This window comes from Endozoicomonas sp. ISHI1 (assembly GCF_024606225.1).
Taxonomy (GTDB): Bacteria; Pseudomonadota; Gammaproteobacteria; order Pseudomonadales; family Endozoicomonadaceae; genus Endozoicomonas_A.
This window is the reverse complement of the sequence record NZ_JAGRPU010000002.1, coordinates 161,332-186,912: the sequence shown is the minus strand read 5'-3', so window position 1 is coordinate 186,912 and position 25,581 is coordinate 161,332. Positions and strand designations below refer to the sequence as shown.

The 25,581-nt window shown below is 47.9% G+C and carries 27 protein-coding genes; 18 read left to right on the top strand and 9 right to left on the bottom strand.

The window, feature by feature from the left end:
* Nucleotides 1–10: 10 nt before the first annotated feature.
* From prmA to ppa, 6 genes are all read right to left on the bottom strand, one after another.
* On the bottom strand, nt 11–895 hold the full coding sequence (gene prmA, locus KBW69_RS02915) for a 50S ribosomal protein L11 methyltransferase (protein WP_257275729.1): 885 nt from the start codon (nt 893–895) through the stop codon (nt 11–13).
* A gap of 154 nt (nt 896–1,049) precedes the next feature.
* Nucleotides 1,050–2,393 carry an acetyl-CoA carboxylase biotin carboxylase subunit gene (gene accC, locus KBW69_RS02910; RefSeq protein ID WP_257275730.1) on the bottom strand — a complete coding sequence of 448 codons (1,344 nt, stop codon included), beginning with the start codon at nt 2,391–2,393 and terminating at the stop codon, nt 1,050–1,052.
* A 10-nt stretch (nt 2,394–2,403) separates the two neighbouring features.
* The gene (gene accB / locus KBW69_RS02905) at nt 2,404–2,871 is read right to left on the bottom strand and encodes an acetyl-CoA carboxylase biotin carboxyl carrier protein (protein WP_257275731.1); all 468 of its coding nucleotides are present in this window, start codon (nt 2,869–2,871) and stop codon (nt 2,404–2,406) included.
* A gap of 218 nt (nt 2,872–3,089) precedes the next feature.
* Nucleotides 3,090–3,536, bottom strand: coding sequence for a type II 3-dehydroquinate dehydratase (gene aroQ / locus KBW69_RS02900; RefSeq protein WP_257279849.1), 447 nt, complete (start codon nt 3,534–3,536; stop codon nt 3,090–3,092).
* Between the two features lie 120 nt (nt 3,537–3,656).
* Nucleotides 3,657–5,480, bottom strand: coding sequence for a protein-disulfide reductase DsbD (gene dsbD / locus KBW69_RS02895; protein WP_257279848.1), 1,824 nt, complete (start codon nt 5,478–5,480; stop codon nt 3,657–3,659).
* 158 nt (nt 5,481–5,638) lie between these two features.
* Nucleotides 5,639–6,166 (bottom strand): inorganic diphosphatase, encoded by a 528-nt coding sequence (gene ppa / locus KBW69_RS02890; RefSeq protein WP_257279847.1) that lies wholly within the window; start codon nt 6,164–6,166, stop codon nt 5,639–5,641.
* Between the two features lie 204 nt (nt 6,167–6,370).
* Here ppa and KBW69_RS02885 point away from each other — a divergent pair, with 204 nt between their 5' ends.
* The 16 genes from KBW69_RS02885 to frdD all read left to right on the top strand — a co-directional run bounded on the left by KBW69_RS02885 (nt 6,371) and on the right by frdD (nt 21,495).
* Nucleotides 6,371–6,790, top strand: coding sequence for a CBS domain-containing protein (locus tag KBW69_RS02885; RefSeq protein ID WP_257279846.1), 420 nt, complete (start codon nt 6,371–6,373; stop codon nt 6,788–6,790).
* A gap of 197 nt (nt 6,791–6,987) precedes the next feature.
* Nucleotides 6,988–8,769: a hypothetical protein gene (locus KBW69_RS02880; protein ID WP_257276062.1), complete on the top strand. Its 1,782-nt coding sequence runs from the start codon at nt 6,988–6,990 to the stop codon at nt 8,767–8,769.
* A gap of 94 nt (nt 8,770–8,863) precedes the next feature.
* A complete protein-coding gene (locus KBW69_RS02875) occupies nt 8,864–9,700 on the top strand; it encodes a hypothetical protein (protein ID WP_257276063.1) in 837 nt (278 codons plus the stop codon).
* Nucleotides 9,701–9,703: 3 nt separating this feature from the next.
* Nucleotides 9,704–10,195, top strand: coding sequence for a SycD/LcrH family type III secretion system chaperone (locus KBW69_RS02870; RefSeq protein ID WP_257279845.1), 492 nt, complete (start codon nt 9,704–9,706; stop codon nt 10,193–10,195).
* 16 nt (nt 10,196–10,211) lie between these two features.
* Nucleotides 10,212–11,765: a type III secretion system translocon subunit SctE gene (sctE, locus tag KBW69_RS02865; RefSeq protein ID WP_257279844.1), complete on the top strand. Its 1,554-nt coding sequence runs from the start codon at nt 10,212–10,214 to the stop codon at nt 11,763–11,765.
* Nucleotides 11,766–11,783: 18 nt separating this feature from the next.
* The gene (locus KBW69_RS02860) at nt 11,784–13,277 is read left to right on the top strand and encodes a hypothetical protein (RefSeq protein ID WP_257279843.1); all 1,494 of its coding nucleotides are present in this window, start codon (nt 11,784–11,786) and stop codon (nt 13,275–13,277) included.
* 61 nt (nt 13,278–13,338) lie between these two features.
* Nucleotides 13,339–14,613 carry a TyeA family type III secretion system gatekeeper subunit gene (locus KBW69_RS02855; protein ID WP_257279842.1) on the top strand — a complete coding sequence of 425 codons (1,275 nt, stop codon included), beginning with the start codon at nt 13,339–13,341 and terminating at the stop codon, nt 14,611–14,613.
* A gap of 47 nt (nt 14,614–14,660) precedes the next feature.
* Nucleotides 14,661–15,032 carry a hypothetical protein gene (locus KBW69_RS02850; RefSeq protein ID WP_257279841.1) on the top strand — a complete coding sequence of 124 codons (372 nt, stop codon included), beginning with the start codon at nt 14,661–14,663 and terminating at the stop codon, nt 15,030–15,032.
* Between the two features lie 60 nt (nt 15,033–15,092).
* Nucleotides 15,093–15,509 (top strand): EscI/YscI/HrpB family type III secretion system inner rod protein, encoded by a 417-nt coding sequence (locus KBW69_RS02845; protein ID WP_257279840.1) that lies wholly within the window; start codon nt 15,093–15,095, stop codon nt 15,507–15,509.
* A 78-nt stretch (nt 15,510–15,587) separates the two neighbouring features.
* The gene (sctJ, locus tag KBW69_RS02840; protein WP_257279839.1) at nt 15,588–16,376 is read left to right on the top strand and encodes a type III secretion system inner membrane ring lipoprotein SctJ; all 789 of its coding nucleotides are present in this window, start codon (nt 15,588–15,590) and stop codon (nt 16,374–16,376) included.
* Nucleotides 16,376–17,071, top strand: coding sequence for a Yop proteins translocation protein K (locus KBW69_RS02835; protein WP_257279838.1), 696 nt, complete (start codon nt 16,376–16,378; stop codon nt 17,069–17,071). The genes sctJ and KBW69_RS02835 overlap by 1 nt, the downstream gene beginning before the upstream one ends.
* Entirely contained in the window at nt 17,050–17,715 is a 666-nt protein-coding gene (locus KBW69_RS02830) for an HrpE/YscL family type III secretion apparatus protein (RefSeq protein ID WP_257279837.1), read from the top strand. The genes KBW69_RS02835 and KBW69_RS02830 overlap by 22 nt, the downstream gene beginning before the upstream one ends.
* 486 nt (nt 17,716–18,201) lie before the next feature.
* Nucleotides 18,202–19,986, top strand: a complete 1,785-nt coding sequence (gene frdA, locus KBW69_RS02825) for a fumarate reductase (quinol) flavoprotein subunit (protein ID WP_257279836.1) — start codon at nt 18,202–18,204, stop codon at nt 19,984–19,986.
* Between the two features lie 14 nt (nt 19,987–20,000).
* A complete protein-coding gene (locus KBW69_RS02820) occupies nt 20,001–20,747 on the top strand; it encodes a succinate dehydrogenase/fumarate reductase iron-sulfur subunit (RefSeq protein ID WP_257279835.1) in 747 nt (248 codons plus the stop codon).
* Nucleotides 20,747–21,133 carry a hypothetical protein gene (locus KBW69_RS02815; RefSeq protein ID WP_257255520.1) on the top strand — a complete coding sequence of 129 codons (387 nt, stop codon included), beginning with the start codon at nt 20,747–20,749 and terminating at the stop codon, nt 21,131–21,133. Before KBW69_RS02820 ends, KBW69_RS02815 begins: the two co-directional genes overlap by 1 nt.
* 11 nt (nt 21,134–21,144) lie before the next feature.
* Nucleotides 21,145–21,495 (top strand): fumarate reductase subunit FrdD, encoded by a 351-nt coding sequence (frdD, locus tag KBW69_RS02810; RefSeq protein ID WP_257255521.1) that lies wholly within the window; start codon nt 21,145–21,147, stop codon nt 21,493–21,495.
* A gap of 60 nt (nt 21,496–21,555) precedes the next feature.
* Here the strand turns inward: frdD and KBW69_RS02805 are convergent, their stop codons facing one another.
* Nucleotides 21,556–22,434, bottom strand: a complete 879-nt coding sequence (locus KBW69_RS02805) for a hypothetical protein (protein ID WP_257255522.1) — start codon at nt 22,432–22,434, stop codon at nt 21,556–21,558.
* Nucleotides 22,435–22,485: 51 nt separating this feature from the next.
* Between KBW69_RS02805 and KBW69_RS02800 the strand changes: the two genes are divergently transcribed.
* Together KBW69_RS02800 and KBW69_RS02795 are read left to right on the top strand one after the other, a co-directional pair.
* Entirely contained in the window at nt 22,486–23,490 is a 1,005-nt protein-coding gene (locus KBW69_RS02800; RefSeq protein WP_257255523.1) for an adenosine deaminase, read from the top strand.
* Complete coding sequence (locus KBW69_RS02795; protein ID WP_257255524.1) at nt 23,483–24,172, top strand: SDR family oxidoreductase; 690 nt, start codon at nt 23,483–23,485, stop codon at nt 24,170–24,172. The genes KBW69_RS02800 and KBW69_RS02795 overlap by 8 nt, the downstream gene beginning before the upstream one ends.
* A gap of 45 nt (nt 24,173–24,217) precedes the next feature.
* Here the strand turns inward: KBW69_RS02795 and KBW69_RS02790 are convergent, their stop codons facing one another.
* Entirely contained in the window at nt 24,218–24,913 is a 696-nt protein-coding gene (locus KBW69_RS02790) for an anti-sigma factor domain-containing protein (RefSeq protein WP_257255525.1), read from the bottom strand.
* Nucleotides 24,895–25,470 (bottom strand): RNA polymerase sigma factor, encoded by a 576-nt coding sequence (locus KBW69_RS02785; protein WP_257279834.1) that lies wholly within the window; start codon nt 25,468–25,470, stop codon nt 24,895–24,897. Before KBW69_RS02785 ends, KBW69_RS02790 begins: the two co-directional genes overlap by 19 nt.
* Between the last annotated feature and the right edge of the window lie 111 nt (nt 25,471–25,581).

The following is a 25,581-nucleotide window of genomic DNA, read 5'->3' as shown; positions in this document are numbered from 1 at the left end:
TTTATGGTTATTACTTCCGGGTTCCGGTCACCAGGATCCAGTCTTCGTTCTGTACAACTGGTCCCAGGTCAAACCATTCAGAGTAGGTGCTGACGATACTGCTTTTCTGTTCTGAGAGAATGCCGGATAAAGTGATTTTTCCGCCACCTTTGAGATAGCTCGCCAATGTGGGGGCGAGTTCTACCAGTGGGCCTGCGAGTATGTTGGCTATGACGACGTCTGCTTTATTTTTCGGGACTTGTTCGGGCAGATATACTTTCAGTTTTTCCGGGGCGATCCCGTTCCTCTCAGCATTATCGATAGTAGCTTCCAGTGCCTGAGGATCAAGATCCACACCTGTGACTGTTTTGGCACCCAGCAATAGTGCTGCAATCGCCAGAATGCCGGACCCACATCCGTAGTCGATAACCGATTGGTTTTCGAAATTTTCCTGCTTTTCCAGCCATTCAAGGCACAGGGCTGTGGTTGGGTGAGTGCCTGTTCCAAAAGCCAGACCGGGGTCGAGCATCAGGTTTATAGCATCAGGTTCTGGAATCTCTTTCCAACTGGGGCAAACCCAGAGTTTTGTGCCAAATCGCATGGGCACAAAATGGGTCATCCACTCTCTTTCCCAATCCTTGTCTTCCACAATTTCAATCTTGTGGCCCGGAAATGGGTTTTGTTGGTATTGAGACTGTAAGTGCTCTACTACAGCGTCCATATCTGTATGGGCATCGAAGAGGCCAATGACAAGGGTGTGTTGCCACAGCGGTGTGCTGCCTGGCTCAGGTTCGAACAATGGCTGATCTTTACCATCCTGAAGGGTTACAGCACTGGCTCCAGCTTCCAAAAGCAGGTCTTCCAGTTCTTCAGCATGGTCGGAAGAGGTGTCTAGTTTGATTTGTATCCAGGGCATGGGTATGGACTTACTGATTAGGGGAGGGAGGCAGGATAAGTATCCGCCGGATCGGACACATTCTAGCTGATTGAAGGACTGGGACAAGAGGTATTATGAAAGAAGAGGGGGTAAGCTCTCCGAAAGCAGCTTTCAGAGAGCTTTGGAAGCAGAATCAGTCCTCTTCAAGCTTCTTTTCCAGATAATGGATGCTGACGCCTCCTTTCTGGAAGTTTTTGTCCTTCACCAGATCCTGATGCAGTGGAATATTCGTACGAATACCATCCACAACGGCTTCATCCAATGCGTTTCTCATTCTAAAAAGAGCGGTTTCACGATCTGGGCCATAGGTGATTATCTTGGCTATCAGAGAGTCATAGTAAGGTGGAATGCTGTAGCCACTGTAGAGATGCGAATCTACCCGAACACCATTACCACCGGGTGAATGGAACTGGTTGACCAAACCCGGGGAAGGCATAAAGGTTTTGGGGTCTTCTGCATTGATACGGCATTCAAAAGCATGTCCCTGAAGTTCAACTTCTTCCTGAGTAATGCTCAAAGGCAGGCCACTGGCGATGCGAATCTGCTCTCTGACGATATCTATGCCAGAAATCATTTCTGTTACAGGGTGTTCAACCTGCACACGGGTGTTCATCTCGATGAAGTAGAACCGGCCATCTTCATACAGGAATTCGAAGGTACCTGCCCCGGTATAGCCAATTTCAATACAGGCCTTGGTACAGGCCGCTGCTACGGTAGCTCTGGCATCTTCATCAATGCCGGGTGCAGGCGCTTCTTCAATGACTTTCTGGTGACGGCGCTGCAAAGAACAGTCACGATCCCCCAGATGTATAGCATTGCCGTGGCTGTCCGATAGTACCTGGAATTCAACATGACGAGGATTTTCAAGGAATTTCTCCAGGTAGACTACGTCATTGTTGAAGGCTGCCTTAGCTTCAGACTGGGTCAAGTTGATGGCATCCAGAAGATCAGACTCGCTGTGAACGACTCGCATACCGCGACCACCGCCACCACCTGATGCTTTGATAATCACCGGGTAACCAATGCAGCGAGCAATGTTTAGTGTGCGTTCGTCATCGTCTGTGATGGGACCATCAGAGCCAGGAACGGTTGGCACACCGGCTTCTTTCATGGCGGCAATTGCGGATACTTTGTCACCCATCAGGCGAATAACGTCAGGCGCAGGGCCTATAAAGGTGAATCCGCTGCGTTCTACCTGCTCGGCAAAATCGGCATTTTCTGATAGAAAGCCGTAGCCAGGGTGAATACCGTTAGCGTCAGTCACTTCCGCAGCACTGATAATAGCAGGGATATTCAGGTAGCTTTCAGTAGGGCTGTTGGGACCAATGCAGACTGACTCGTCAGCCAGACGCACGTGCATCAGGCTTGCATCAGCCTTGGAGTGCACAGCTACGGTTTTAATGCCGAGTTCTTTACAGGCCCGCAACACCCTCAGAGCTATTTCGCCCCGGTTGGCGATTACGATTTTATCCAGCATGACATCTGTCTCAGGCAATGGTAAACAGGGGCTGGTCGTATTCAACGGGCTGCCCGTTTTCAACCAGAATAGCTTCGATGGTACCTGATTTGTCGGCCTTGATCTGGTTCATCATCTTCATGGCTTCGACAATGCAGAGAACATCACCTTCCTTAACCTGTTGTCCCAGTTCAACAAAAACCGGTGAGCTGGGTGAGGATGCTGTGTAGAAAGTACCGACCATTGGAGATTTTACATAGTGACCGGACAGTTGGGGCTTGGTTTCTGACGTCGGGGCTGTTGCCGGGGTTTCAGAGGCCGCTGCCACAGGCACTGGAGTCGTTGCAGGAATAAACTGTGGAGCAGCGACTGAGGCTACTGGAGCATTCTGGGAATAACGGCTGATGCGAACAGATTCTTCACCTTCGTGAATTTCCAGCTCATCAATTCCAGACTCTTCCAGAAGCTCAATGAGCTTTTTTACTTTTCGGATGTCCATCGTCACTCTCAAATGCTGTTGGACAGGGAGAAACTGTCCCGTGGTTAATTGGATGTATTCATTGGCGCACTCAATCATGCAGCCTTGATTGTTTTTACTGTGAAAATCATTTTATTCCCTAAACAGAAGAAGTGATTTTCTGTAGTCGGCCTTAAAGCTTTCAGTCATGTTGGCTTTTCAGAAGAGCGCCCTGCTGATGGAGCCTGTCAAGATCAGCCTCAAGACTTCTGACTGAGCAGGTCAATAGCATAGGCCAGACCAAACTCATAGCCCTTTGGTCCGACTCCAGCGATCACGCCTTCCGCCACATCACTGAAATAGGAGTGATGCCGGAAAGCTTCCCGTCGATGGATATTGGACAAGTGGACTTCAATAAAGGGAATGGCAACACCCAGCAGGGCATCTCTGATAGCAACGCTGGTATGAGTGTAAGCAGCAGGGTTGATAATGATGAAATCAACCTCTTCTTCAGAGGCTTTATGAATCCGTTCTATGAGTTCATGTTCAGCGTTGCTTTGGGAGCAGCTGAGCTGGTGACCAGCCATTTGAGCCTGTTGGATCAGAATCTGGTCGATTTGTTTCAGTGTCGTGGCACCATATACGCTGGGCTCTCTGGTTCCCAGCAGGTTTAGATTGGGGCCATTAAGAACAAGTATTTTTGCCATTAGTATCCTCTCATATTGGCGTTCATTGTGCCGCAACGAAATGAATGGGTCTAGTTCGTGCGTGTTACTGAACGTTAAGGCCAGTTACGAAGCATTTCAACGCCATGTTTAAGGAATGTCTTATGGATAAAACGTCTGGTTCAGCTTTTTCCGGAGTTGTGAGGAGGCTACCTCTCCCTGAGAGCGCATTTCACTTCGCTCCTGACCATTGGGATCGAAAAACAGCAGGGAAGGAGGGCCAAACAATTGATAATTGTCCAGCCAGTTCAGTTGTTCGGAGGTATTCGCGGTTATATCAAACTTGATGAAATGCCAATTGCCTGTGTCAATTTTGGCAAAAGCTTCAGGAAAAACGTCTCTTTCCATAGCCCTGCAGGAAACACACCAGTCCGCATAAACATCAATCATGGCTGCTCTGCCAAGCTTTTTAGCCGTTTCCAGCTGAGCTGAGAGTGCTTCAACTGTTGTAACTGTGCGGAAAGAGTCCCTTGTTGAAAGGTTTTCACCGGGCTGGCTGATTCTGCCAAGAGGCTGCAGTGGGTGGTTGTGACCTTGAGCTGCTCCGATGATCAGAAGAACACCATAGATCAGGAAAACGAGGCCAACTGCCTGAAAAAATAGAGCGGATCCAACTTTCTTGCTGAAGTCCAGAGCGCCAAGACAAACAGCAGCACCAATGGCCAGGGTGCCCCAGAGAAAGAGTGTGAGTGGTGCGGGTATAACACGCTCCAGCATCCAGACGGCAACGCCAAGCAGAAGGAAACCAAAGAAGTGTTTCACATTCTCCATCCAGCCGCCAGCTCCAGGCAGCAGGCTCTTGCCACCCAGGCCGATCAATAGGAGTGGCAGTCCCATTCCCAGGCCCAGAGCCAGCAACGAGAGTCCACCAATGAGTGCGTCACCTGTTGAACTGATGTAAATCAATGCGCCTGCCAGAGGTGCTGAGACGCATGGCGATACTACCAGAGCCGATAAAATCCCCATAATGGCTGCAGCAGAATGACTTCCTGATTTCTGAGGCTGTCTGTTGAGACGGTCTCTGAGTTTTTCCGGGAGCTGAAGCTCATAAAGACCAAACATGCTCAAAGCAAGAATGACGAAGAGAGCAGCAAAAGGGATCAGTAGCCAGGGCGATTGCAGTTTTGCCTGCAAGTTCAGGCTCGCCCCGAAAAGCCCCGTCAAGGTGCCAGCCAGAGCGAAGGTGATCGACATGCTGAGTACATAAATGATGGAAAGAGAGAGCGTTCTTTTTCGACTGGCTCCCTTTGATGCAGCGCCTACCAGCAGACTGGAGAGAATGGGAATCATCGGAAGTACACAGGGGGTGAAAGACAGCCCCAGACCTGCCAGTAAAAATAGTAAAAGAGTCACAAGGAGGTCTCTGTCTCCAAAGGATTCTGAGAAACTCAGAGCCTTGCCGTCTTCCGATGTTGTTTCAGAAGACTCAATCAGGCCAGCACTGGTGACATTGGGGTTCCGGGCAGAAATATTTAGTGTCTGTGGCGGATAGCAAAGACCTGCATCAGCACAGCCCTGAAACCTTATCTGGAATTGAGGCTCGGACTCAGTACTCTTGACAGGAATTCTGACAGTGACATTTTCTGGAAAGACCTCCATGTTCTGTTCAAAGTTAATGTCGTACTTTTGCTTGCCTTTTGGGAATAAAGGCTCTCCAAGCAGTGTAGAGCTTTCATGATTGGAAAAGCTGAATCGATCTTTGTAGAGATAATGCCCTGGCGTTACGAGAAAGTGCAGCAGCAGTGTGTTGTTTACAATCTCTGCTTCCAGCTGAAAGGCTTCTTCGACAGGCAAAAATTGTTGGGTGTCAGATCCCAATAGTGCATTCACATTAGCAGAAGAAACACCGGCAAGAGCCCAGGTAAAGAGAGTAAGGAAAAACGTTGTGAGGTAAGATTTTTGATTGCTTCGAAATAGCTGAACCATGTAAAACCAACTGTTCTTGTTTATGGTCCTTTAATTGTGAAGTGAATCCGCCGGGATGCAAGCTCCAGAGTTGGCAAATGGTGCGGGAGAGAATATCTCCAACACCATTAAGGGATTAATAATCCATTTACAAAAAATGGTTTATTGCGTTAATCCCTTCAGCCTTTGTAGTTGGCAGCAGACTTTTTGATGACTTCAAAGGCCGCTTCTTTTCCTTCCCAGCCTTCGATCTTGACCCACTTGCCCGGTTCCAGATCCTTATAGTTCTCGAAGAAGTGTTCGATTTGCTTCAGCAGCAGTTCTGGCAGATCAGAGTACTCCTGTACATTGTTGTACAGTGCAGACAGCTTCTCATGGGGAACTGCAATCAGTTTCTCGTCCTGACCACTCTCGTCGGACATGTTCAGCATACCGACCGCACGGCAGCGAATGACGGAACCCGGGACAACAGGGTAAGGCGTCACTACCAGAACGTCCAGAGGGTCACCATCGTCTGCCAGAGTCTGAGGAATGTAACCATAGTTGGCAGGGTAGAACATGGGGGTAGCCATGAAACGGTCTACCATCAGAGCATCAATATCCTTGTCGATTTCGTACTTGATAGGTGACGCATTGGCCGGAATTTCGATGGCAACATAGATATCTTCAGGCAAACTTTTACCTGCCGGGATATTCGCATAGCTCATGTGTATACCTTTGCCTTATTTCGATTACAGAGGTAAATGGATGGGAAGGTAGCCATTATAGAGTCCCCGAAGAGACTTGTCTTCGTTCTCTACAAGACTTTATGAACTAAGTTTCTCCCTGCAATTGGACATTGTTCGGAAAAGAGTAGAATACTTTAAGGTGTCAGTATTGCTTCTGATGCTCTGAACAACCGGAGAGGTTTTATGAGATCAATCAAAGTTAAAGACTGCATGACTCCTCAAGTGATCACCATTCCACCAACTATGGAAGTGGTTGAGGCTATACGAATACTGCTCCATAACGACATCACAGCTGTTCCGGTAGTCGATGAGAATGAGGGATTGGTAGGTCTCCTTTCAGAAACCGACTGTCTTCAGGGAACGTTGATGGGTGGGTATTTTTCTCAGGAAGGCAGCCTTGTGGGTGAAAGTATGACCCGGGAAGTCCTTTGCGTATCGCCCTATGACGATATCATCACTGCTTATGAACACTTCATGAAAGCCCATGCTTTCAGAGTGCCCGTAGTCGATGATGGTGCACTGGTGGGGGTGCTAAGCCCTAAAGATGTCATGTCTGCGGTGTTGGAGTTTTATGAAACACCTACTACACAAAAAGCGGTGTAAGGGGCGTTGAAACAAGCCTGAGGCTCTTACAGACGAGTTCAGGTGAATATATTGAGTGACTGTCGGATAGAAATGCCAATAAATTGGCTAGATAATAAAGTTTCACTTATTCTCTTTGAGTATTAAATCTACCTGCCGAAGCGATACTTCATCTAAGCTTTACTGAAGAACATGCTGCATTTTTCGGAAGAAGGTTTATGCCAGGGAGAACGTCGGGCGTTGATGCTCAAACTACACCACCCGTTGATTCAGTGCATCCAAAGCACGAGGTCAATAAATCGGGTCGGTTGGGTGCCAGAAATGTCACCGGAACACAGGGGCAGAGTCTGGTTGGCAGACGTGACAGTGAGGGCTCGGGCCCTGCACCCGAGAGTATTCACTCACGTTCTGCTTCTGTAACCTATTATGATCAGGAAGATTTGCCAGAACCTAAAGAAGAAGAGCTGGAATATTCACTGAGCAGCGGTGAAGCGTCTGAAATGCTCCGTTCGCTGGAAGCTTCGAGAAAGTCTCCCACAACCAGTCCTTCAGAATCTTATGGGCTTCACGGGGCACATTCAACACTTGATCCGGACGAAGACGAAGGTGCTCCGCTCCAGTCAGAACCTCGGCAACCATCTCCGGGTGAGGAAGTTGACGTTCATGCTCCGGGGACGGAAGATGGGCTAAATACATCAACAGCTTCTTCTCACTCTTCAAAAGCAAGGGTATCTGTCAGCTCATCCGCTGATCCTGATGCGCAAAGCAGAAAAGAAGCGTTCAAAAATGAGCTTCAGCCCAAGCTTGGCTTTCTCGATAAGCACAAAAAAGAGGCAACGGTCACCACAGTTGGAGGTATTCTGGTAGGTGTGGGCGCGGTTGCAACTATTGCTTTCCCCCCGTTAGGGATTTGTTTGTACGCTTGCGGAATAATGATGTTAAGTATGGGTCTCACAGAGATAATGGCCCCCTCAGGTGATGTCCAGCAGAACCTGCCTCAACCAAAACCCGATAAGCCTGAGCCCAAACCCGATGAGTCTAAATCCAAATCGGATGAAAGCAATGTGGATGATGGCAAGTTCATGGCTGTTCGCAAACCTGTACTGGAAGCTCTCACCCAGGGAGATGGCGTAATTTCTGTCCGGGAAGAGAGTTCTCTGGATGAAGACGAAGCCAAAGAAAGGCTTAAGAGGTTCGCACAAGAGGACAAGCTTATTGCAGGCCCCGAAGCGCTTTTGGAGCAAATGTCTAGTGGAATACAAACAGGCATGCCTCTCTCAGAGGTGGTTTCAGAGGCTATTGCCGGTGTCCTGAGTAGAGATAAGAGTTTTGACCCCCATGATGCTGAATTCAAAGCGGTCACAAACGCTATTTTGAGTGCGGCAGAAGCCATGATGAATGCCACATCGGCCAGTGAGAGAGAACAAGCTCTGGCTGCATTTCTAACGAAACTGAAAGAGATGCTGCCGAGAATGAGCGATGCATCCCTGGATCAGCTGATTGCTATGACCAGAGGAGCCATGGCCAGTCCTGGTACAGAAGAGGCAAGGGAAATATTGAGTAGTGTGTTGAAGTTGCTCGAAGCAGAAAAAGCAGAGCGATTGTTAAAGCACCAGTACCCAGTCGCATTTGGGGATTCTGCTGAGGTCTCTGACTTGGTGCCTGGACCACCAGTAGCCCTAAAATCTGGAAAATCACCGAGAACACCTCCACAGTCCTCTACTAGTGAAACAGGTGTTTCAGAGGCGGTTGATCCATCTATTTCAAAAAATCTGGTTCACTTCCGAGTGCTTTCTTTTGAGCTGAGCACTTTAGACAAGGCTGATCGTCTTGATGGCAGCGACAAGAATGACTTTCTGAAGGCCGCCAAGGAAGTGCTCGAAAGGCCCAGAGGGAAAAAGATCACGGGGGCACAGTTTTTAGACGAGCTTGAAAGGTATACACGCGATAAGTTCGCTAATGTGATTGAGAAGATGAGAAAGAAGGATTATTTCAAATAGCGCATAATTTACGTTTTTAATGAAATTTTCGCATGAAAACCATGTACTAAATTAATTCTAATGTGGTTTGCTCAGAGCGGCAGGGAGCCAATTTATGACTGATTCCACACCATCGGTGGATAACAAGGGAGGAGTAACACTCTCTGGCACGCGAGGGTCAGTTCATCTTACTGACGCTAAAAGGGACTCACTCAGGGCGGCGGGTTTCAGTGATGCTCAGATAGATGCTTTGCTCTCACTGGCCGACCCTGATGATCAGGGAAATTCCCTGACACCTACTCATTTTTATACTGTTGATAAGTCGACACTCAATTCTCTTCAATACGCTGGCAAGCTCACGGATGCGGCAAAACAGCTGGTTTATGTCCAGACGCCGGTCTCACTGATGAATCAGGTCAGTGATCCGAGCAACTGGCAGGGAGACAATTACATTGGCCCGGGGGCCGCCTCTGTGAATGCCTATTTGAATGGAGAGCCTGTCGATTTTTCCAAACCCAGTCTGGATGCCCTGGTGATGTCAGTTCTTACGGCCAGGGCGGAAATCATAGAGGTTCAACTCAGAGAGCAGATTGAATCGATTCAGGACAAGAATGCCCAGTTGGAAGTGGCAAACGACTGGTTAGCTAAAGCTAAAGCTAAAAAAGCAGACGCCGGTACATCGGGCACAACAACCTTTAGTCCGGAGTTCAAGGAGTTTTGGGACAGTCTCGGTGCCAAGTACCAGGGTGGTACTGATCACAATTCAGCAGACTGGGAGGTCAATATCGAAGGTTTAAAGACCAAAATTGAGGCATTGACCAGTCAATCCCAGCTGGAAACAACTAAACTACAGCAGACTATAAATAAATATAATCAAAGCTTTGAAATGCTTTCTAACTTCGTCAACAAATACTATCAGTCACTGAGTACAATTATTCAGAACCTACGGTGAATCATGGAGGATCACGCTGTGAATGAAGAAGCCAGAATGAACGAAACTGAAGAACTCGATGATATGCTTCTTGAGTTCTTTGGTAAGGGGGGAACCTTCAAAGATCTGAAGAATATGAGCGATGATGCCATGGAAGCTATATATAGCGTCGCTTATAACCTTTATCAGGGGGGGAAGTACGAAGAGGCACAAAAGGTCTTTCAGTTCCTCTGCTTCTATGATCACTTCAATCGAAAATACTTCATGGGTCTCGGCGCCTGTCAGCAAATGATGAAGCAGTATGAAAATGCTATTGAGATCTTCACTTTTGCCACGGTACTGGATGCCGACGATCCCAGACCCATGATCTACATCGCTGACTGTCATCTGGCGATGGGTGACAACGAAAAAGCAAAAATGTCTTACGAGACGGCCATTGAATGGGCTGGAAATACGGCTGCTTACGAGGAAGAGAAACAGAGAGCCGAAAGCATGCTGGATAACCTGAGCAGTTAAGGGAAGAGGTGAAAGGATGTCTTCAATCAGTCAGGGACCTGTTACCACAGAGCAAACCGGAAACATTCATCAGGCTTCTTTTGATGCCGTTGATAGTGAAGAAAATCCGGTTCAACGAGGCTTTAGTCACCAGAACAGTTACTCCAGAACGGAAGGTGGTGAAGCCCCAAAAGCTCATATCAATGCGCCGGTTCTGGATGCTCCATCGGCTGATGCTGAGTCTGACAAGGCTACCGCAGAAGTATTGAAGCATCAGGAAGGGCAGGCCATGGAAAAGTCGGCAAACCGACCCAAGACGCCCGGTGAGGTGGTTCAGGAACAGAAAAATCTCCCCATCAGAAAGCAGACAAACCAGCTTCAGGCTAAGCGTACTGAGCTTGAAAGTATGGGCTTTAGTAAATCCCAAATTGACGGGATGCTGGCCGTGGCTGATCCCAATGATCCCAAAAACGCTCTTGCTCCGATGCACTCTTCTTCTGCCAGATTCAAAGATATGGAAGCCCGGGGTGGCGATCCCAAACTGAATACATTGTTCAATACTTTCGAAGATGTCATGGTCCGTTTCTCTGCCATCAGAGAAATTCCGGATGATCTGAAAGCTGAGCTGACTAAAGATCTCAATGCGTTTACCAAAGCGGCTTTCAACGCTGAAAAGCCTCTGGATATTGATAGCGCTACCACGATGCTGGTTCAGATTCAGTCAAAGTTACAGAACGAGCGACTCCGGTTTGATCAGGAGAGTATCAAGATAGGTCAGGTTGCTGCTGAGCAACGCAGTAGCAATATCATATCTAAAATCCGCGAATCCATTGCAAAAGTCGAAGAATCGAAAAAATCTCAAATGGTAGGGAAGATTTTCAGTTATATCGCGCTGGTATTCTTGGCGATTGCAACCGTCGCTGTGGCTGCTGCGGGAGTTCTTACCGGTGGTGCTTTAAGTATTGTTGCCGCAAGTCTGATGGTTGCAGCGACGGGTCTTATGATCACTATGACGGTTTCATCAGAAACCAGTAACTTTATGATGAAAATTTTTGACGGTCTTGCCAGTGACGAAGACGGTGAGAGAGATGCCAAAATTGGTGCCACGGTCTTTTGGGCCGTCATTATGATCGCACTTTCTGCGGGTGCAGCTTTCGCAGGCGGAGCTGCCGGTGCTGGTGGCGCCGCTGCCAGTACAGCCTCGGGAACAGCAACAGGGTCTTCAACCGCTGCATCGGTGACGGCGACAGGCGCCAACACGGCTGCAACCACATCAGCTGCTGTTGCAAAAAATGTTGCGATCCTGTCCAGGATAGGACAGACAGCCCAGTGGATAGGGGGGGCTGGTCAGATGGCTTCGGGTGGTGCTGATATCGGAACCTCTGTTTACAAATACGAAGCAGACATATTCAGGGCGGAAGCGCTTGAAGAAAAAGCCGAAATGGTCAGGATCCAGAAGGCCATCGATGATGCTATGGAAGGTTTGGAAAAGGCTATCCAAGAACTCCAGAATGGCTACTCCACAGCTGCCAGCATCATTAAAGCGAATCACGAAACCAAGACTACACTTGCGCGCAACCTGCGTGCCTGAGTCTCAAGGAGGTAGATTATGTCACAGGTAGGACAGACAGGCGCGTCACAGAATACGCCGGTGGACTATGGTTCTCAGGCATCAGCACTGGCTGGCTCAGCCCCTCTGGACGAAGTCGGTCGTGGAGATCTCGATGGTGAAAACCTTCGATATTCCCGTGAAGCCAAAAATACCGAAGTATTGAAAGGTCAGCAGAAGAGGGCGCCAGAGCTTGATAAACCCGGTGATGTCAAGCCCACCCATCTTGAAACAGCCAATTCTGACGTCAACGATATCAGTAAGCTGACTCAGTCATCTCTTGAAAAGACTCAGAAGCTGGCGGAAAGTTTACGCAGTGGCAACCTCAATCCGCAACAGCAACAGCAACTGCAAAGAAACGCCGATCTTTTGAAAGGAAGTGCCGGTCTTTTAAGCAGTCTTCATGGTCATAATCTCGGAACTGCTGAGGGCAAGAGAAGTGTTCTTGCCGGAATGGGCTTCAGTCAGAGCCAGCTCGATGCCCTGATGTCACTGGCTGATCCCGATGATGCGGGTAACTCTCTGGCGTCGATGCACGGAGGTCAGTCAGCCTTGCAGGGTAAAAAAGACGCTCTGAAATCCATGGGTTTTAGTGAAAGTCAAGTGGATGCCCTGCTGTCACTGGCTGATCCGGATGATGAAGGTAATTCGCTGACGTCTACTCACCAGACCGGGTCCGGAAAAAATAAATCGGCACTGACCTCTCAGGGGTTCAGCAATACTCAGGCAGAACGTTTGACGGCACTGTTGAATGGCCAAACATTTGGCACTGAACAACAGAAAGATCTACTGAAACAAATGGGTTTCAGTGATCCAGAAGCCGATGTGCTACTGGCAACGGCCGATCCACAATCTTTGAAAACTCTAGATAAGCTGGCTCGATCAACGGATGCTAATCAGCTGGCTCATCTGCAAGAGATGGCAAAGGCCGCCAACGTACTATCAACGGGCAGCCCGATCGGGGACAGGGTTCTACAACAGCTGGTGGACATTTTTACTGTGTTTGAACTCCTTCACGAGATGAGTGTTCAGGGTCGAAGAACCGCCAGGGAAACCAGAGCCATTGAGTATGATGCGGCCAAGCAGGAAGTTCTGCACCAGGCCGGAGAAATGAGAAAAGCCGCCATCTTTTCTCTGGCAGCCGGAATGGCCAGTGGTGTCATGAAAATAGGGGCTGGTGCGGTGGCCATTCGCGGGGCATCGGGTGGTGGTTCCGCTGCTGATAGGAATATCAAGATGCAGTTGGCTACCCAGAAGGCTCAAATGGTAACGGGGGTGGGTGACATTATTTCTGCGGGTTTCAACTATCAGTCGTCTGAACACCAGGCACGACAGAAAGAGCATGAAGCCTTCCAGAAAACCCACGAAAACGCCGCCCAGAGTTCATCTGAATGGATGCAAATGCACCAGGACATGGTTAAGACGGTTCAAAGCAAAATGGACGAAATTATACGAACCTGGTTCGAAACGCTGAAAACTACCACTAGAGGCTAGACAGATAAGCTCAGGTTCGCGGGTGTAGGAATTCCCGTCTACGACATGCAGGAGGCATGACATGACTATTCCACTCGACAGGGCCGGTGGTGCCTCAGCGCCATCGTTTCTGGAGAGTAACCAGAACGTTGCAGGCAACCAGGGGGCCAAAGGCAAGGTTGCCGGACAGACGGTTCAAGTCCGGTCTGATGCTACTTCTGCACTGCTTGACAGTGCAGAAGAGCTTTCCATGGTCGCCGACCGCTTCAAGCAAACCAAACTCAAAGACAGAAAACTCTCTTCCGGTTCAGAACTCTCTGACAAGCTTCTTGAGCGCATCCGGAAAATACAGGCAATTCAGGAAACCCAGGCGTTTAAGGACCTGGCTAATAATTTCAGTAATCAAGCCAATCTCAACCCCAATCAGGTTCTTAAGCAAGCACAGGAATTTTCGGATGATGTGCTCGAGCAATTTGCAGCACTTGATTTTGCCGCAGACTATTTCGAAGAGCTGGGAGACCAAGAGAAAGCCAGTCAAATTCGAAAGGCTCAACAAAGCATCAGGGAAAAGAATCCGACACTGATCCAGGCTGGTCTCAATATCTCTGAGTCGGCAGCCCAGATGATTGAAGAAATGGGCTTTGATGTTGATGTTCGCACGGTCCGTGAAAGCTATGCTGATCTTATTGATTCAGCGAAGATGGATCACGTTCGAGATGATGGTTCACTCAAAAAAACTTACCGCTATCTGGTAGAAACTTATGGAGCAGAAAATCTCGAAGGGGCTATTCAGGGACAACTTGATCTCCTTGCAACGGACCTGAACTGTACGACTCATTCTACTTCACCGGTCAGATTGAAAGTCATTATTGATGATATGAAAGGGTTGAAGATTCAGTCAGGCGTTCATGATGCCTGCTGTGAAGCGGAAGAGAGGCTGGAAAGAACATTCCCTGAAGAAAACGTCGTTCGTCTTGTGCTGATGGGAGAGATGCTGGATCTCGTCGATAAACAGTGGGTCACAGAGTCTGACTTTGAAAAGTTACCGTTAAAAATGAATCTGGAAAAACTGGAAGCTCATATTTTTGCTCTGACTTCCATCGTCGATATTGTGAGGTCCATTCCTGAAGAAGTGTTTACCAATGATGAGACCAAGCTGAATATGTTGTCAGCAGCAACGGACAGTCTGGATAACAAAATTGAAGAGGAAGAGTCAGAGGCGATTGAAGAAGCTGTTTTGGATACCGGGCTGGATGATAATTTCCTGGGTGAGATAACCGCCTCTCTGGATTTGCCATCAAGTAAGAAAGTTGAAACGCCTTTTTTTTCTGCTGAGAAGGAACAAAAATCTCAGTAGCCACCATTGAAGACTGTGAAAGCGGGATAGCATGAGGGAAGCAGGCTATGGATTGGCGCGATGAAGTGGTTTCGGATATTGGCCGGGGAGTAGGTATTGACGGGCTCAGTTTTGGCACATCCGGAGTGATCAGCATTGAGTTTGAATCTGAAAAGACGCTGTATCTGGAGACACAGGAAGAGGGTGTTCTTATTTACATGGTTCAGGGGTTGTCCCGATTTGATGCCTGCAAAAGCCTGGTTCATGCGCTAAGAAAATGTCATTACACCCAGTCTCTTGCGCTGCCATTGCAGGCAGGGCTGAAAGGAGAAGAGGAACTGGTCTGGTTGATTCATCTCAATAATGAACAGTTCTCCCGTCCAACTGTTGAAAGTGCCATCGAAACAATAGTAAGACAATCTGAGCAGCTTGCTGCTTGAGGTTGCAGGGTGGCAGGCCCAGCCTGCTGAAAACGGAGACCAACTCAAGAGGTCTGCTATATGGCCGAAAATATTATCAACTCAGAAGGCCTGACAGAGAAAGCGCTTGAATCTGCCGAAACGTTTGCCGTTCCGGAGAAAGTGGATGCAGGTGCGGCAGAAAAATTTGGCAGCTTGCTTTCGGGTGATGCCGATGGACAGCAGGCAATACAAGCTGCTTCAGCAGTTGGACAACCTGATGGGGAAGCCTTGACTCTGGGAGATAAGATTCTCAGAGGTATGCAGGGATTGAAAGAGCATGTTGAAGCAGGTAAGGAAAATGTCGTTTCTAACCTGCAGCCTGGTGAAACGATGACCATGCAGGACATGTTTAAAACCCAGATGGCCATGACCAACCTGATGGTCACCGAGGATTACATAGGGAAGATTGTCAGTAAGAGTACTCAGACGTTTGATACTCTGCTGCGTAATCAATAATTCCTGACAAAATCCTGAAGCAGGTGCACAGCCGTCTGGTTATTTTGAATCCAGAAATACAGCCGGAGTTACCCGTTCATGAGCAAGGGAACTGTGCACCGTACTCTGAAATACCTGGGATTCATCTGCCTCAGCTTTCTGCTGTCAGGGTGTCAGGTTGAGCTCTATTCTGGCCTTTCTGAAAAGGAAGGCAATGACATGCTGGCCATCCTGTTGGATGGCGAAATACCTGCGGAAAAGCTTATCAATAAGGACAAGATGGTGACCCTGATGGTGCCATCTGAGGAAGTTTCAAGATCCATCAAGTTGCTTCGTGGTTACGGATACCCCAAGGAGAAATACTCTTCAATTGGTGATATTTTTCCAAAAGACGGTCTGATCTCTTCACCCACTGAAGAGAGAGCTCGTTATACCTATTCCATGTCACAAGAGCTTTCATCAACATTATCCATGATTGATGGTGTTATCACCGCTCGTGTCCATGTTGTCCTGCCTCAGGAGCAGGATTCTCTGAGTGATGTCAATTACCCTTCCTCAGCCTCTGTGTTTATCAAGTACACACCAGAACTGGAGCTGGCTGGCTTCATTCCAAAGGTGAAAACACTGGTGTCTAACAGTATTGAAGGCCTGTCTCTTGATAAAATCACGGTTTCTCTCTTTCCTGCTACTCGCATTAATCAGGGGAGCAGTGCCGCGCCCAAAATGGAATCGGTTTTTTTCGTTAAAGTGAATCCTTCTTCCGCCGGTGCTTTGAGGGGCGTTGTCTACGGACTCCTGTTTCTCTTGATCGTGGCACTGGCCGGTTGTGGAGCACTGTACTGGATGATGTTCATGAAGAAAGGCAAGAAAAAAGTCAGGAAGAGTTAATGAACGCAGAGCAGCGATACCCCGAGGAAGACCCACAATTAGAGCTGTTTCAGTCCGTTGCTGAATTTAACCTGTACTTAGTGCGCTTTATTCATCACAGCTGGTTGAAAACCATCAAGTTATCACCACTGGTCAAACAGCTCAGAAAAGCCGGTAATGCAGATTACCATCTGTCTCATTTTTTACTAAAAGAGTTTGATCTGAGCAATGACTATGATTACGACTTTGATGAAAAGCACAAAAGAGTAGCCCTGGCGAACGAAGAAGCCATTACAAAGCTGGCTTTTTATTTGGGTATTATTCTAAACGAAAGCGTTATTCGAAATACCCTTCGTAAGCAGGAAAGACTGTTGCTAAAGAAAACACTGGGAGAGGATGGGTTTCGTTTTGCTGTTAAAAAGGCGCAGTTTTTCAGTCGCATCGGAAGTGATCTGGGACCAAGTTTTTTGATTGACTGGGATCATCTTGATAGTTTTAAACGTTATCTTATGCAATCTGGTTTTCAGGTGCTCGGAAGGGCTTTCTCAGACAGTCCTCCTGCCTTTATCAAAAGGCTGGAATTAAAACTGCCTGTTTCATTTCGCGATACTATCCGGAGTTCAGAGAGGTCGGACCTGGATATCAATCAGTGCAAGACACTGGTCGTTAAAGCACATAAAGAGGTGAATAGAGAATGGCGTCACCTGTTCGTCTGACTTCCGGACAGTTGACGATTGACCCGTCAGCGAAAGTCCTGAAAACACAAGATTATGCAGACTATCTTGAGTCTAAAGACATTATCAAGAAAGCCCGGGATCATGCCAGAGAAATACTGGAGCAGTCTCGTCAGGCCTATGAGAAGGAAAAGCAAAGAGGTTTTGAAGAAGGGTTAGCAGAAAGTAAGGTTGATCAGGCTGAGCAAATGCTTAAGGTCGTCAGCCGAACCATAAACTATCTCTCAGAGGTGGAGAAAGCTCTGGCTGATATTTTAATGTCGGGGATTAAAAAAATAATTGGTGAATATGATCAGGAAGAGCTTGCCGTAAGTCTGGTAAAAAATGCACTACAGCACGTCAGAAATGAAAAGCAAGTCACCATTCGTATCCCGCCCAGTCAATTCAAGATGGTTAAAGCAAGGCTTAATGAAATACTGGCGGAATACAAAGGTGTAGGCTTTATCAACCTGGTTTCGGATCAGCGTCTGTCTACGGGGGATTGTATCATGGAGAGTGATGTTGGGGTGGTTGATGCCAGCGTGGATCTGCAGATCAAGGCACTACAAAAACGTTTTGAAAGAATTAATTCTGAAGCTGTAAACAGTATTACCAATGATCACTCCATGTTCGATGAGACACAATGATCGTGACTCATATTTGAAAATATAATCTTCTATAGTTTTTTTCTCACTCCCTGACTCAGGGATGCTTACCGTTATCCACAGGAAAATGTCTGTCTGTTACACATCATGCTCAGAAACTGATTTCTCTGAATGTTTTTGTTTGAAGGAAAATGGTTCAGAATTTGTACTTTTCCCTGTGAGAGTCAGGATGTGTTGAATACTCATATCTATGGGATTTCACGTGATTGCTTCAGATGTTATTAGTGAGTATATTGAACTCGTTAACTTGTTAACGGGTTTGGCTGACCACTGCGATGGCATGAGCCGTAAGGGTCTTGAATAGAGCTATACTGATTTTCAATGTGAGCACTGAAAATCCTCTCAATAGGCAGTATCCAGACATTTCCCAATAGGTTTCCTTTCAACGATTTCACTTAACCCTGTCCGGTTGTGATGGAGTCTGCTGCCAGGCTGAAAGACCGGACCTTCAGTAGAGGTTGGCATAAAATGCAGGTCATCAAGACCGATGTTGCAATTGTAGGTGCTGGTGGTGCCGGACTTCGTGCTGCTATAGCGGTTGCAGAAAAAGACCCAAACCTGAATATTGCACTGCTCTCAAAAGTATACCCGATGCGCAGTCACACCGTGGCGGCAGAAGGGGGGGCAGCAGGCGTTATTCAGGATCATGATTCTTTCGAGAATCACTTCAAGGATACCGTTTCCGGTGGCGACTGGCTTTGTGATCAGGATGTTGTCGATTACTTTGTTCAGAACTCTACAGAAGAAATGATTCGTCTGGAGCACTGGGGATGCCCCTGGAGTCGTAAGCCGAATGGTGATGTTAACGTACGTCCTTTTGGCGGCATGAAGATTGAGAGAACCTGGTTTGCTGCCGACAAATCCGGTTTCCACATGTTACACACGCTTTACCAGACATCCGTCAAATATCCTGCGATTGAACGTTTCGACGAATACTTTGCTACCGATCTGATTGTTGAAGAGGGTCGTGTTCAGGGTGTGGTTGCTATTGAAGTAAAAACAGGGGAGCCGAAGGTTTTCCTGGCAAAATCCGTGATTCTGGCAACCGGTGGTTCTGGTCGTGTATTCCGCTTCAATACCAATGGCGCCATTGTCACCGGTGATGGTCATGGTATGGCTATGAGAGCGGGGGCGCCACTGAGAGATATGGAGTTTGTTCAATACCATCCAACCGGTCTGCCCGGTTCGGGCATTCTGATGACCGAAGGTTGTCGTGGCGAAGGTGGCATTCTGCTCAATAAGCATGGCTATCGCTATCTTCAGGATTACGGTCTGGGGCCAGAAACACCGGTGGGCCAGCCAAGGAACAAATACATGGAACTGGGCCCGCGTGACAAGCTCTCCCAGGCTTTCTGGAATGAGCAGCGTAAGGGCAACACCATTGAAACTCCTCTTGGTGATGCTGTGCTGCTGGATCTTCGCCATCTGGGTGAAAAGAAATTGATGGAGCGCCTGCCCCTGATCTGCTCACTGGCTAAAAACTATGTAGGTGTTGATCCTGTTCATCAGGCTGTTCCGGTTCGTCCTGCGGTTCACTACACCATGGGGGGGATCCGTACCGATATCAACTGTGCGGCCGATATTCCAGGCCTCTACGCTGCCGGTGAATGCGCCAGCATTGGCATGCACGGTGCTAATCGTTTGGGCTCAAATTCCCTGGCGGAAACGGTGGTATTCGGTGCAATGGCCGGTGATAAAGCGGCCGGGTTTGCTCAGCAGGCTGTGATGCCTGATGAGAAAAAGCTGTTGGATCAGGCGAAAATGCATCTCTCCAGCATCGAAAATCTGCGCAATGCGAAGGGCACTGAAAAAGCTTCTCACATTCGTCAAGAGATGGTGAAAACTATGGAGCGTTGCTTTGGTATCTTCCGAATTGGCGAAGAGATGCAGGAAGGGGTCGATAAGATTGCAGAGCTTCGTGAGCGCTTTCGTAATTTACAGGTTGAAGACCGCAGCAAGGTTTTTAACACTGAACTCTTGCAGGCTTTTGAACTGCAAAGCTCCCTGGCTGTTGCTGAAACCATTGCAGTAGGAGCGCTGAATCGAAGGGAATCCCGTGGTGCTCATCAGCGAATTGATGGTTTTGACAATCGTGACGACGAGAACTTCCTGAAACATACTCTGGCATATTATAACGGTGACTCAGCTCCCCGTTTGGACTATCAGGATGTCAATATTACTCGTTATCAGCCAGAAGAGCGTGTTTACGGTGCAGCGGCTGAGAAGGGTGCTGCGGTGCCGGATGCAAAGTGACGGGAGGGCTGTAAATGAGTAAAAAGACAATCAACATCGAAATTCTGAGGTACAACCCGGAAAGCGATGAGAAGCCCGGCTACGGTAGATTTGAGGTTCCTTTTCTTGAAGAGTGGTCTGTGCTGGATGCCCTTGAGTACATCAAGGACGAACTGGACTCTTCTCTGGCCTATCGCTGGTCTTGCCGGATGGCTGTTTGCGGAAGCTGCGGCATGGTCATTAATGGCACGCCCAAGCTGGGCTGTGAGACCTTCCTGAGGGATTACAAAAGCACCATCAAGGTAGAGCCACTGGCCAACTTCCCGATTGAGCGTGACCTGGTGGTGGATGCAGAAGACTTCATCAAAAAACTGGAGTCTGTGAAGCCTTATATTATTAATGCAATGGAAAAACCGGTTGCAGAAGGTGTAAACAAGCAGACACCCAAAGAGCTGGGCCTTTACAAGCAGTTCTCCAGCTGCATTAACTGCATGCTCTGTTACTCAGCCTGCCCACAAATGGGGATTAACCCACTGTTTACCGGGCCAGCCGTTATCGCACTGGGACACCGTTACAATCTGGATACAAGGGATGACGGGTATGATGAGCGCACAGAAGTGATTCAGAGCAAGAACGGTGTTTGGTCCTGTACCTTTGTGGGCTATTGCTCAGAGGTCTGCCCAAAGAATGTCGATCCTGCTGCAGCTATCAACCAGAACAAGTTGCATGGTGCTCAGGATTGGGCTTTGTCTTTCCTGATGCCGCGTAAAGGAGGTAAGTGATGAGTCGTCGTCCTTATGTGCGTCCTATGAAGCGCACTTGGTATATGGATCATCTTTTTTATCGCACCTACATGATCAGGGAAGCGACCTGTGTGTTTGATGCGCTATACAGCATCAACTTGTTCTTTGGTATTGTTCAGCTGACCCGTGGTGGAGACGCCTGGGAGGGCTGGCTTTCTTTTCAGGCTAATCCTCTGATGATTCTGTTCACGGTTGTGACGCTAGGGATGACTCTGTTTCATGCAGCCACTTATTTTGATATGACACCACGGGTATTGCCTCAGCAGATTCGCAAGATGGTGGCTGATCATGTAGTCAATAAACTGATGTATGCAGGTCTGGCAGGTGTTTCTGTCATTATTTTCGCTGCTGCTGTGCTGTTTTGAGGGAGATGGTCATGAGTCAGAAAAGACACATTGAGCCGTTGCTTTGGAGCCTGTTCGGCGCTGGTGGAACAACAATCGCTTTTTTCTTCCCGGCTACGATCCTGGTGATTCTGGCGGTATCTTTGGGCGTGATTCCAGCAGAAGCACTGTCTTATGAAAGAATGTCTGGTTTCTTCTTGAATAATCTGATTGGACAGTTGGTTCTTCTGGTCGCCCTGGTGCCTTCCTATTGGGCCTGTATCCACCGTATTTACCACGGCCTGCATGATTTGGGTGTTCATCCGGGGGCAGGGCTTAAAGTAATGTTATATGGAGCTACTCTGGTTTTGAGTGTGGTGACTGTGATTCTGGTACTGTCCTGATTTAATGAGGTTTCCGATCAAGAAAAGCCGTCAGACAGCCTTTGACGGCTTTTATCATATCTAAGTGCCGTTAAAAGCCGACATTTCGATGCGCATCTGACGAAGCTGCTGTTCCACAGCTTTCTGCTGGTCAGGTGTCAGCTCACCTTCCTGTAACATTAATCCGAGTTTGTTGGCTGTCTGACTTAAAGAGAAGAGGCATTTCTCCTCCATGAGTCTGGTCATTTCCTGAAGTTGGTTCTGTCCCAGACTGCTGTTACTGAGGTACTCATCTGCCCTTATTTTGGCAATTGTTCTGACCGGGCTCTCTGAGGTTCCCAGCTGGGTCATGTAGCCACTGATTTGTTCAAACTGTTCTTCCAGTGAAACGTCTGAAACCACCAGTTTACTGACAATATCGTCAGCAGTGAGCTGCCCAGCGAAGGTGACTAACAATTTTTTGGCTCCCTCTGATTGATCTTTTGGTAAGGTAGAAATCAGTTTATCGAGTTGATTCAGATCCTTGATGAAACGTTCCATGGATTCCCGAGCACCGACCAAATCACCTTTTTCAAAAAATTTCAGCATCATACCCAAGTCTGCAGGTGCCAGTTTACCTTCTGAAGGCGTTGATTTGACGCCTCTGGAGAGAATCGATTTCTTTTCTGGTCCTGACAGCGGCTTCTCTTTTGAAAGATATTTCTTCGGTTGCGTTTCATCAGAAGCACCACTGCCCTGATTTACAGGCGGTCGGCTGGGTTCAAATTGTGTTTGGGAGGGAGGTTGTCCTGAGCCATCAATCTTCGACATAGTGCCATTCCATGGTTTTTTGCCGGAAAAGACGCCTGAAAGCGAAAGCATCCTTCCTGATATCGCTGCCTGACTTGCAGCCAGAGCGTTATAATAAGTATCTTTAGAAAGAATAGCTCTTTTTAACGTGGAAATGCAGTATTCATTCAAAGAACAAGTTCCTGACGATCTTTAATGACAGATGAAAAGGTAGATTCTTCCATGATTGACTCGTTACCCAAGGCAGAACTTCATCTGCATATTGAAGGTACCCTGGAACCTGAACTGATGTTGTCTCTGGCTGAAAGAAATGAAATCAGCCTGCCTTACCAAAGCGTTAAAGAAGTCCGGGACGCCTATCAGTTTTCCAACCTGCAATCCTTTCTGGACATTTATTATGCTGGTGCAAATGTTCTACAGACCGAACAGGATTTTTATGATTTGACCTGGGCGTATCTGGAGCGCTGTCAAAAAGACAATGTAGTTCATACCGAGATTTTCTTTGATCCACAGACCCACACTGGCAGAGGTATCCCGTTTGGCACTGTGTTTGAGGGAATGGATGCCGCTCTTCAGGATGGCAGAAAGCAGTTGGGTATCAGCAGTCATACTATTATGTGTTTTCTTCGTCATTTAGGAGCTGAGGCAGCGCTGAATACTTTTGAAATGTCCAAACCATGGCATCAGCGACTGGTCGGTGTGGGTCTGGATTCAACGGAGCTGGGGCACCCTCCGGAGATGTTTGCAGAGGTCTTTGACCAAGCCATACAGGCTGGGTTGAAGACCGTTGCTCATGCGGGAGAAGAGGGTCCGGCAGACTACATCTGGGGAGCTTTGAATGCACTTAAAGTGTTGCGGATTGACCATGGTGTTCGATGTTTGGATGACGAGAGTCTGGTTCAGTATCTGGTTGAGAACAAAATTCCCCTGACAGTGTGTCCCCTTTCGAATGTCAAATTGTGTGTATTTGACAGTTTGTCAGAACATAATCTGAAGCAGATGCTGGATAAAGGACTTTGTGTCACTGTCAATTCTGATGATCCTTCCTATTTTGGTGGTTATATCAACGATAATTTCCATGCTACGCAGCAAGCCTTAGGGTTGGACGATCAGGCTGTTTATCAATTGATACGAAACAGCTTCAATGCCAGTTTTCTTGAGAGTTCAGAACGATCCCGGCATCTGGCTCGTCTGGACACTCTCTATAAGGAGTTAAGTGATGACTAAAACGGTGGTGGTGACCGGTGCAAACCGGGGTCTGGGTCTGGAGTATTGCAGGCAGTTTTTGGAAAAAGGCTACAAAGTATATGCCTGCTGCCGGGCACCAGAGTCGGCAGAAGATTTGCTGAACCTGAAGCAGCAGAACAGCGAAAAACTGGAAACGGTACCTCTGGATGTCACCAACCCCGCACAGAGAATGAATCTTAAACATACGCTGCAGAGAGAGCAGATCGATATACTGATTAATAATGCGGGTATCTATGGTCAGCGGGCGAAATTTGGCGAGGTTGAATCTGAAGAGTGGCACAAGGTCATGGAGGTCAACACCATTGCACCGGTTTTGCTGGTGCAGGAACTGTTTGAGCTGATGCCTCAAGGTTCAAAGATTGTATTGATGACCAGCAAAATGGGGAGTATTGCTGATAACACAAGCGGTGGAAGCTATATCTACCGTTCCTCAAAAGCGGCATTGAATGCTGTTGGCAAAAGTATGGCGCAGGATCTATCTGATAAGGGGGTCAGTGTGGCTATCTGTCATCCGGGCTGGGTTGTGACGGATATGGGCGGACCCAATGCTTTGATTGATACCCGAACCTCCATAAAAGGGCTGATTTCTGTGATTGAGCAGCTTGGGCCGGAAAATACCGGGCAGTTTTTTAACTATGATGGTGCCCTGATTCCCTGGTAATTAGAAGATCAGGCACTGCCCCGTCAGGCAGTGCCTCGAAACAAGTTAGTAAGTTCGAGTGCTCCAGTCACCTTTATCCAGAACAGGCCCCATGTCCCAGCCGTTGGGTGCGCCCTTCTGGTCTTCAAGTGTGACAATAATTTTCGCTTTGGAAAGCTTCTCTGCCCATCCCTTGGGTATCGTCATCTCTTTTGTACCTGATTCAGGCAGCATTCCCAGAGAAACAGGCTCTACACCATCCACCACCAACCAGAGTTCACAGGCTTTCCCTTCAGGGATGGAATCAGGCTGAACGGTTTCCATAACCAGTTTTTTACTGCCCAATGATGCGTTAAGAATCCACCCGGGGCTTTTTTTCTGGTTGTTGACGACATAAACGTATTCCATGTTCGCCGGGTTTACCGACTGAAAATTCGCCAGAGCCACCATAAGAGCCAGGGCAACCGAAGCAAAAGCGGAACCTTGCCAGAACTTCAGGCTGCTCCAGAATGATTCTTTATTGTTGGTAGCTTGCTCAATATTTTTCCAAATATGCTTGGGAGGCTCGACAGGAGGCAGAGCCTCGTTCAGAGTATCCAGGTACTCTCGCCACTCGTCTACTTCACGCTGAACATCGTGACTAACAGCCATTAATACTTCAAATTGAGCCTTTTCATCAGGCGTCAGCAGGCCGAGCACATAGTCTGCTGCAGCCTGATTTCTTTCATCAGGATTGCTTAGATCTAAGCGGTCGTCATGCATTCCTTCAACCTCATCAGTCCACGTCGAATCCACGTTTTCACTGTTCCGATAGGAACTTCCAGCTGGTTAGAAAGATTCTGATGAGTCATTCCATCAAAATAGCTGAGTTCCAGACAGCGTCTCTGGTTATCATTCAAAGTTCTCAGACAGCGGTGGACTTGCTGACTGTTCTGTGTTTCTGTCATCTTTTGTTCCTGACTGGAACTCTGGTCGACCTGCAGGTCAAGCGCCTCCGTTTCCACCTGGGGCTCCCGGTTCAGTTTCCGCAGATGGTCCAGTGCCTGATTTCTGGCAATGGTGTTCATCCAGGTCATGGGAGCAGCTTTGCTGCTGTTATAGCTGGAGGAAGCCTGCCAGATCTTTATATAAACCTGCTGAAGACAATCTTCTGCAAGCTCTCTGTCTTTCAATATACGCAGGATCAAGGCAAAGAGTTTCGACGAAGTCAGCTGATAAAGATGTTTAAAGGCTTTTTGTTCCCCCCGGGCACATCTGGCCAGATCTTCGGCAAGACTCTGGGGAGAGGGTGTTGATATTGGGGTGGAGGTCAGACTCATTCGAGTTGTACTGTTTATGGGTTAGGACGCTTACTCTACCGGATAAATCACTCTCATCAAACCTCCATAAAAGACTCTCACCACATCCAGTCTGACGGCCTTATACAGGCA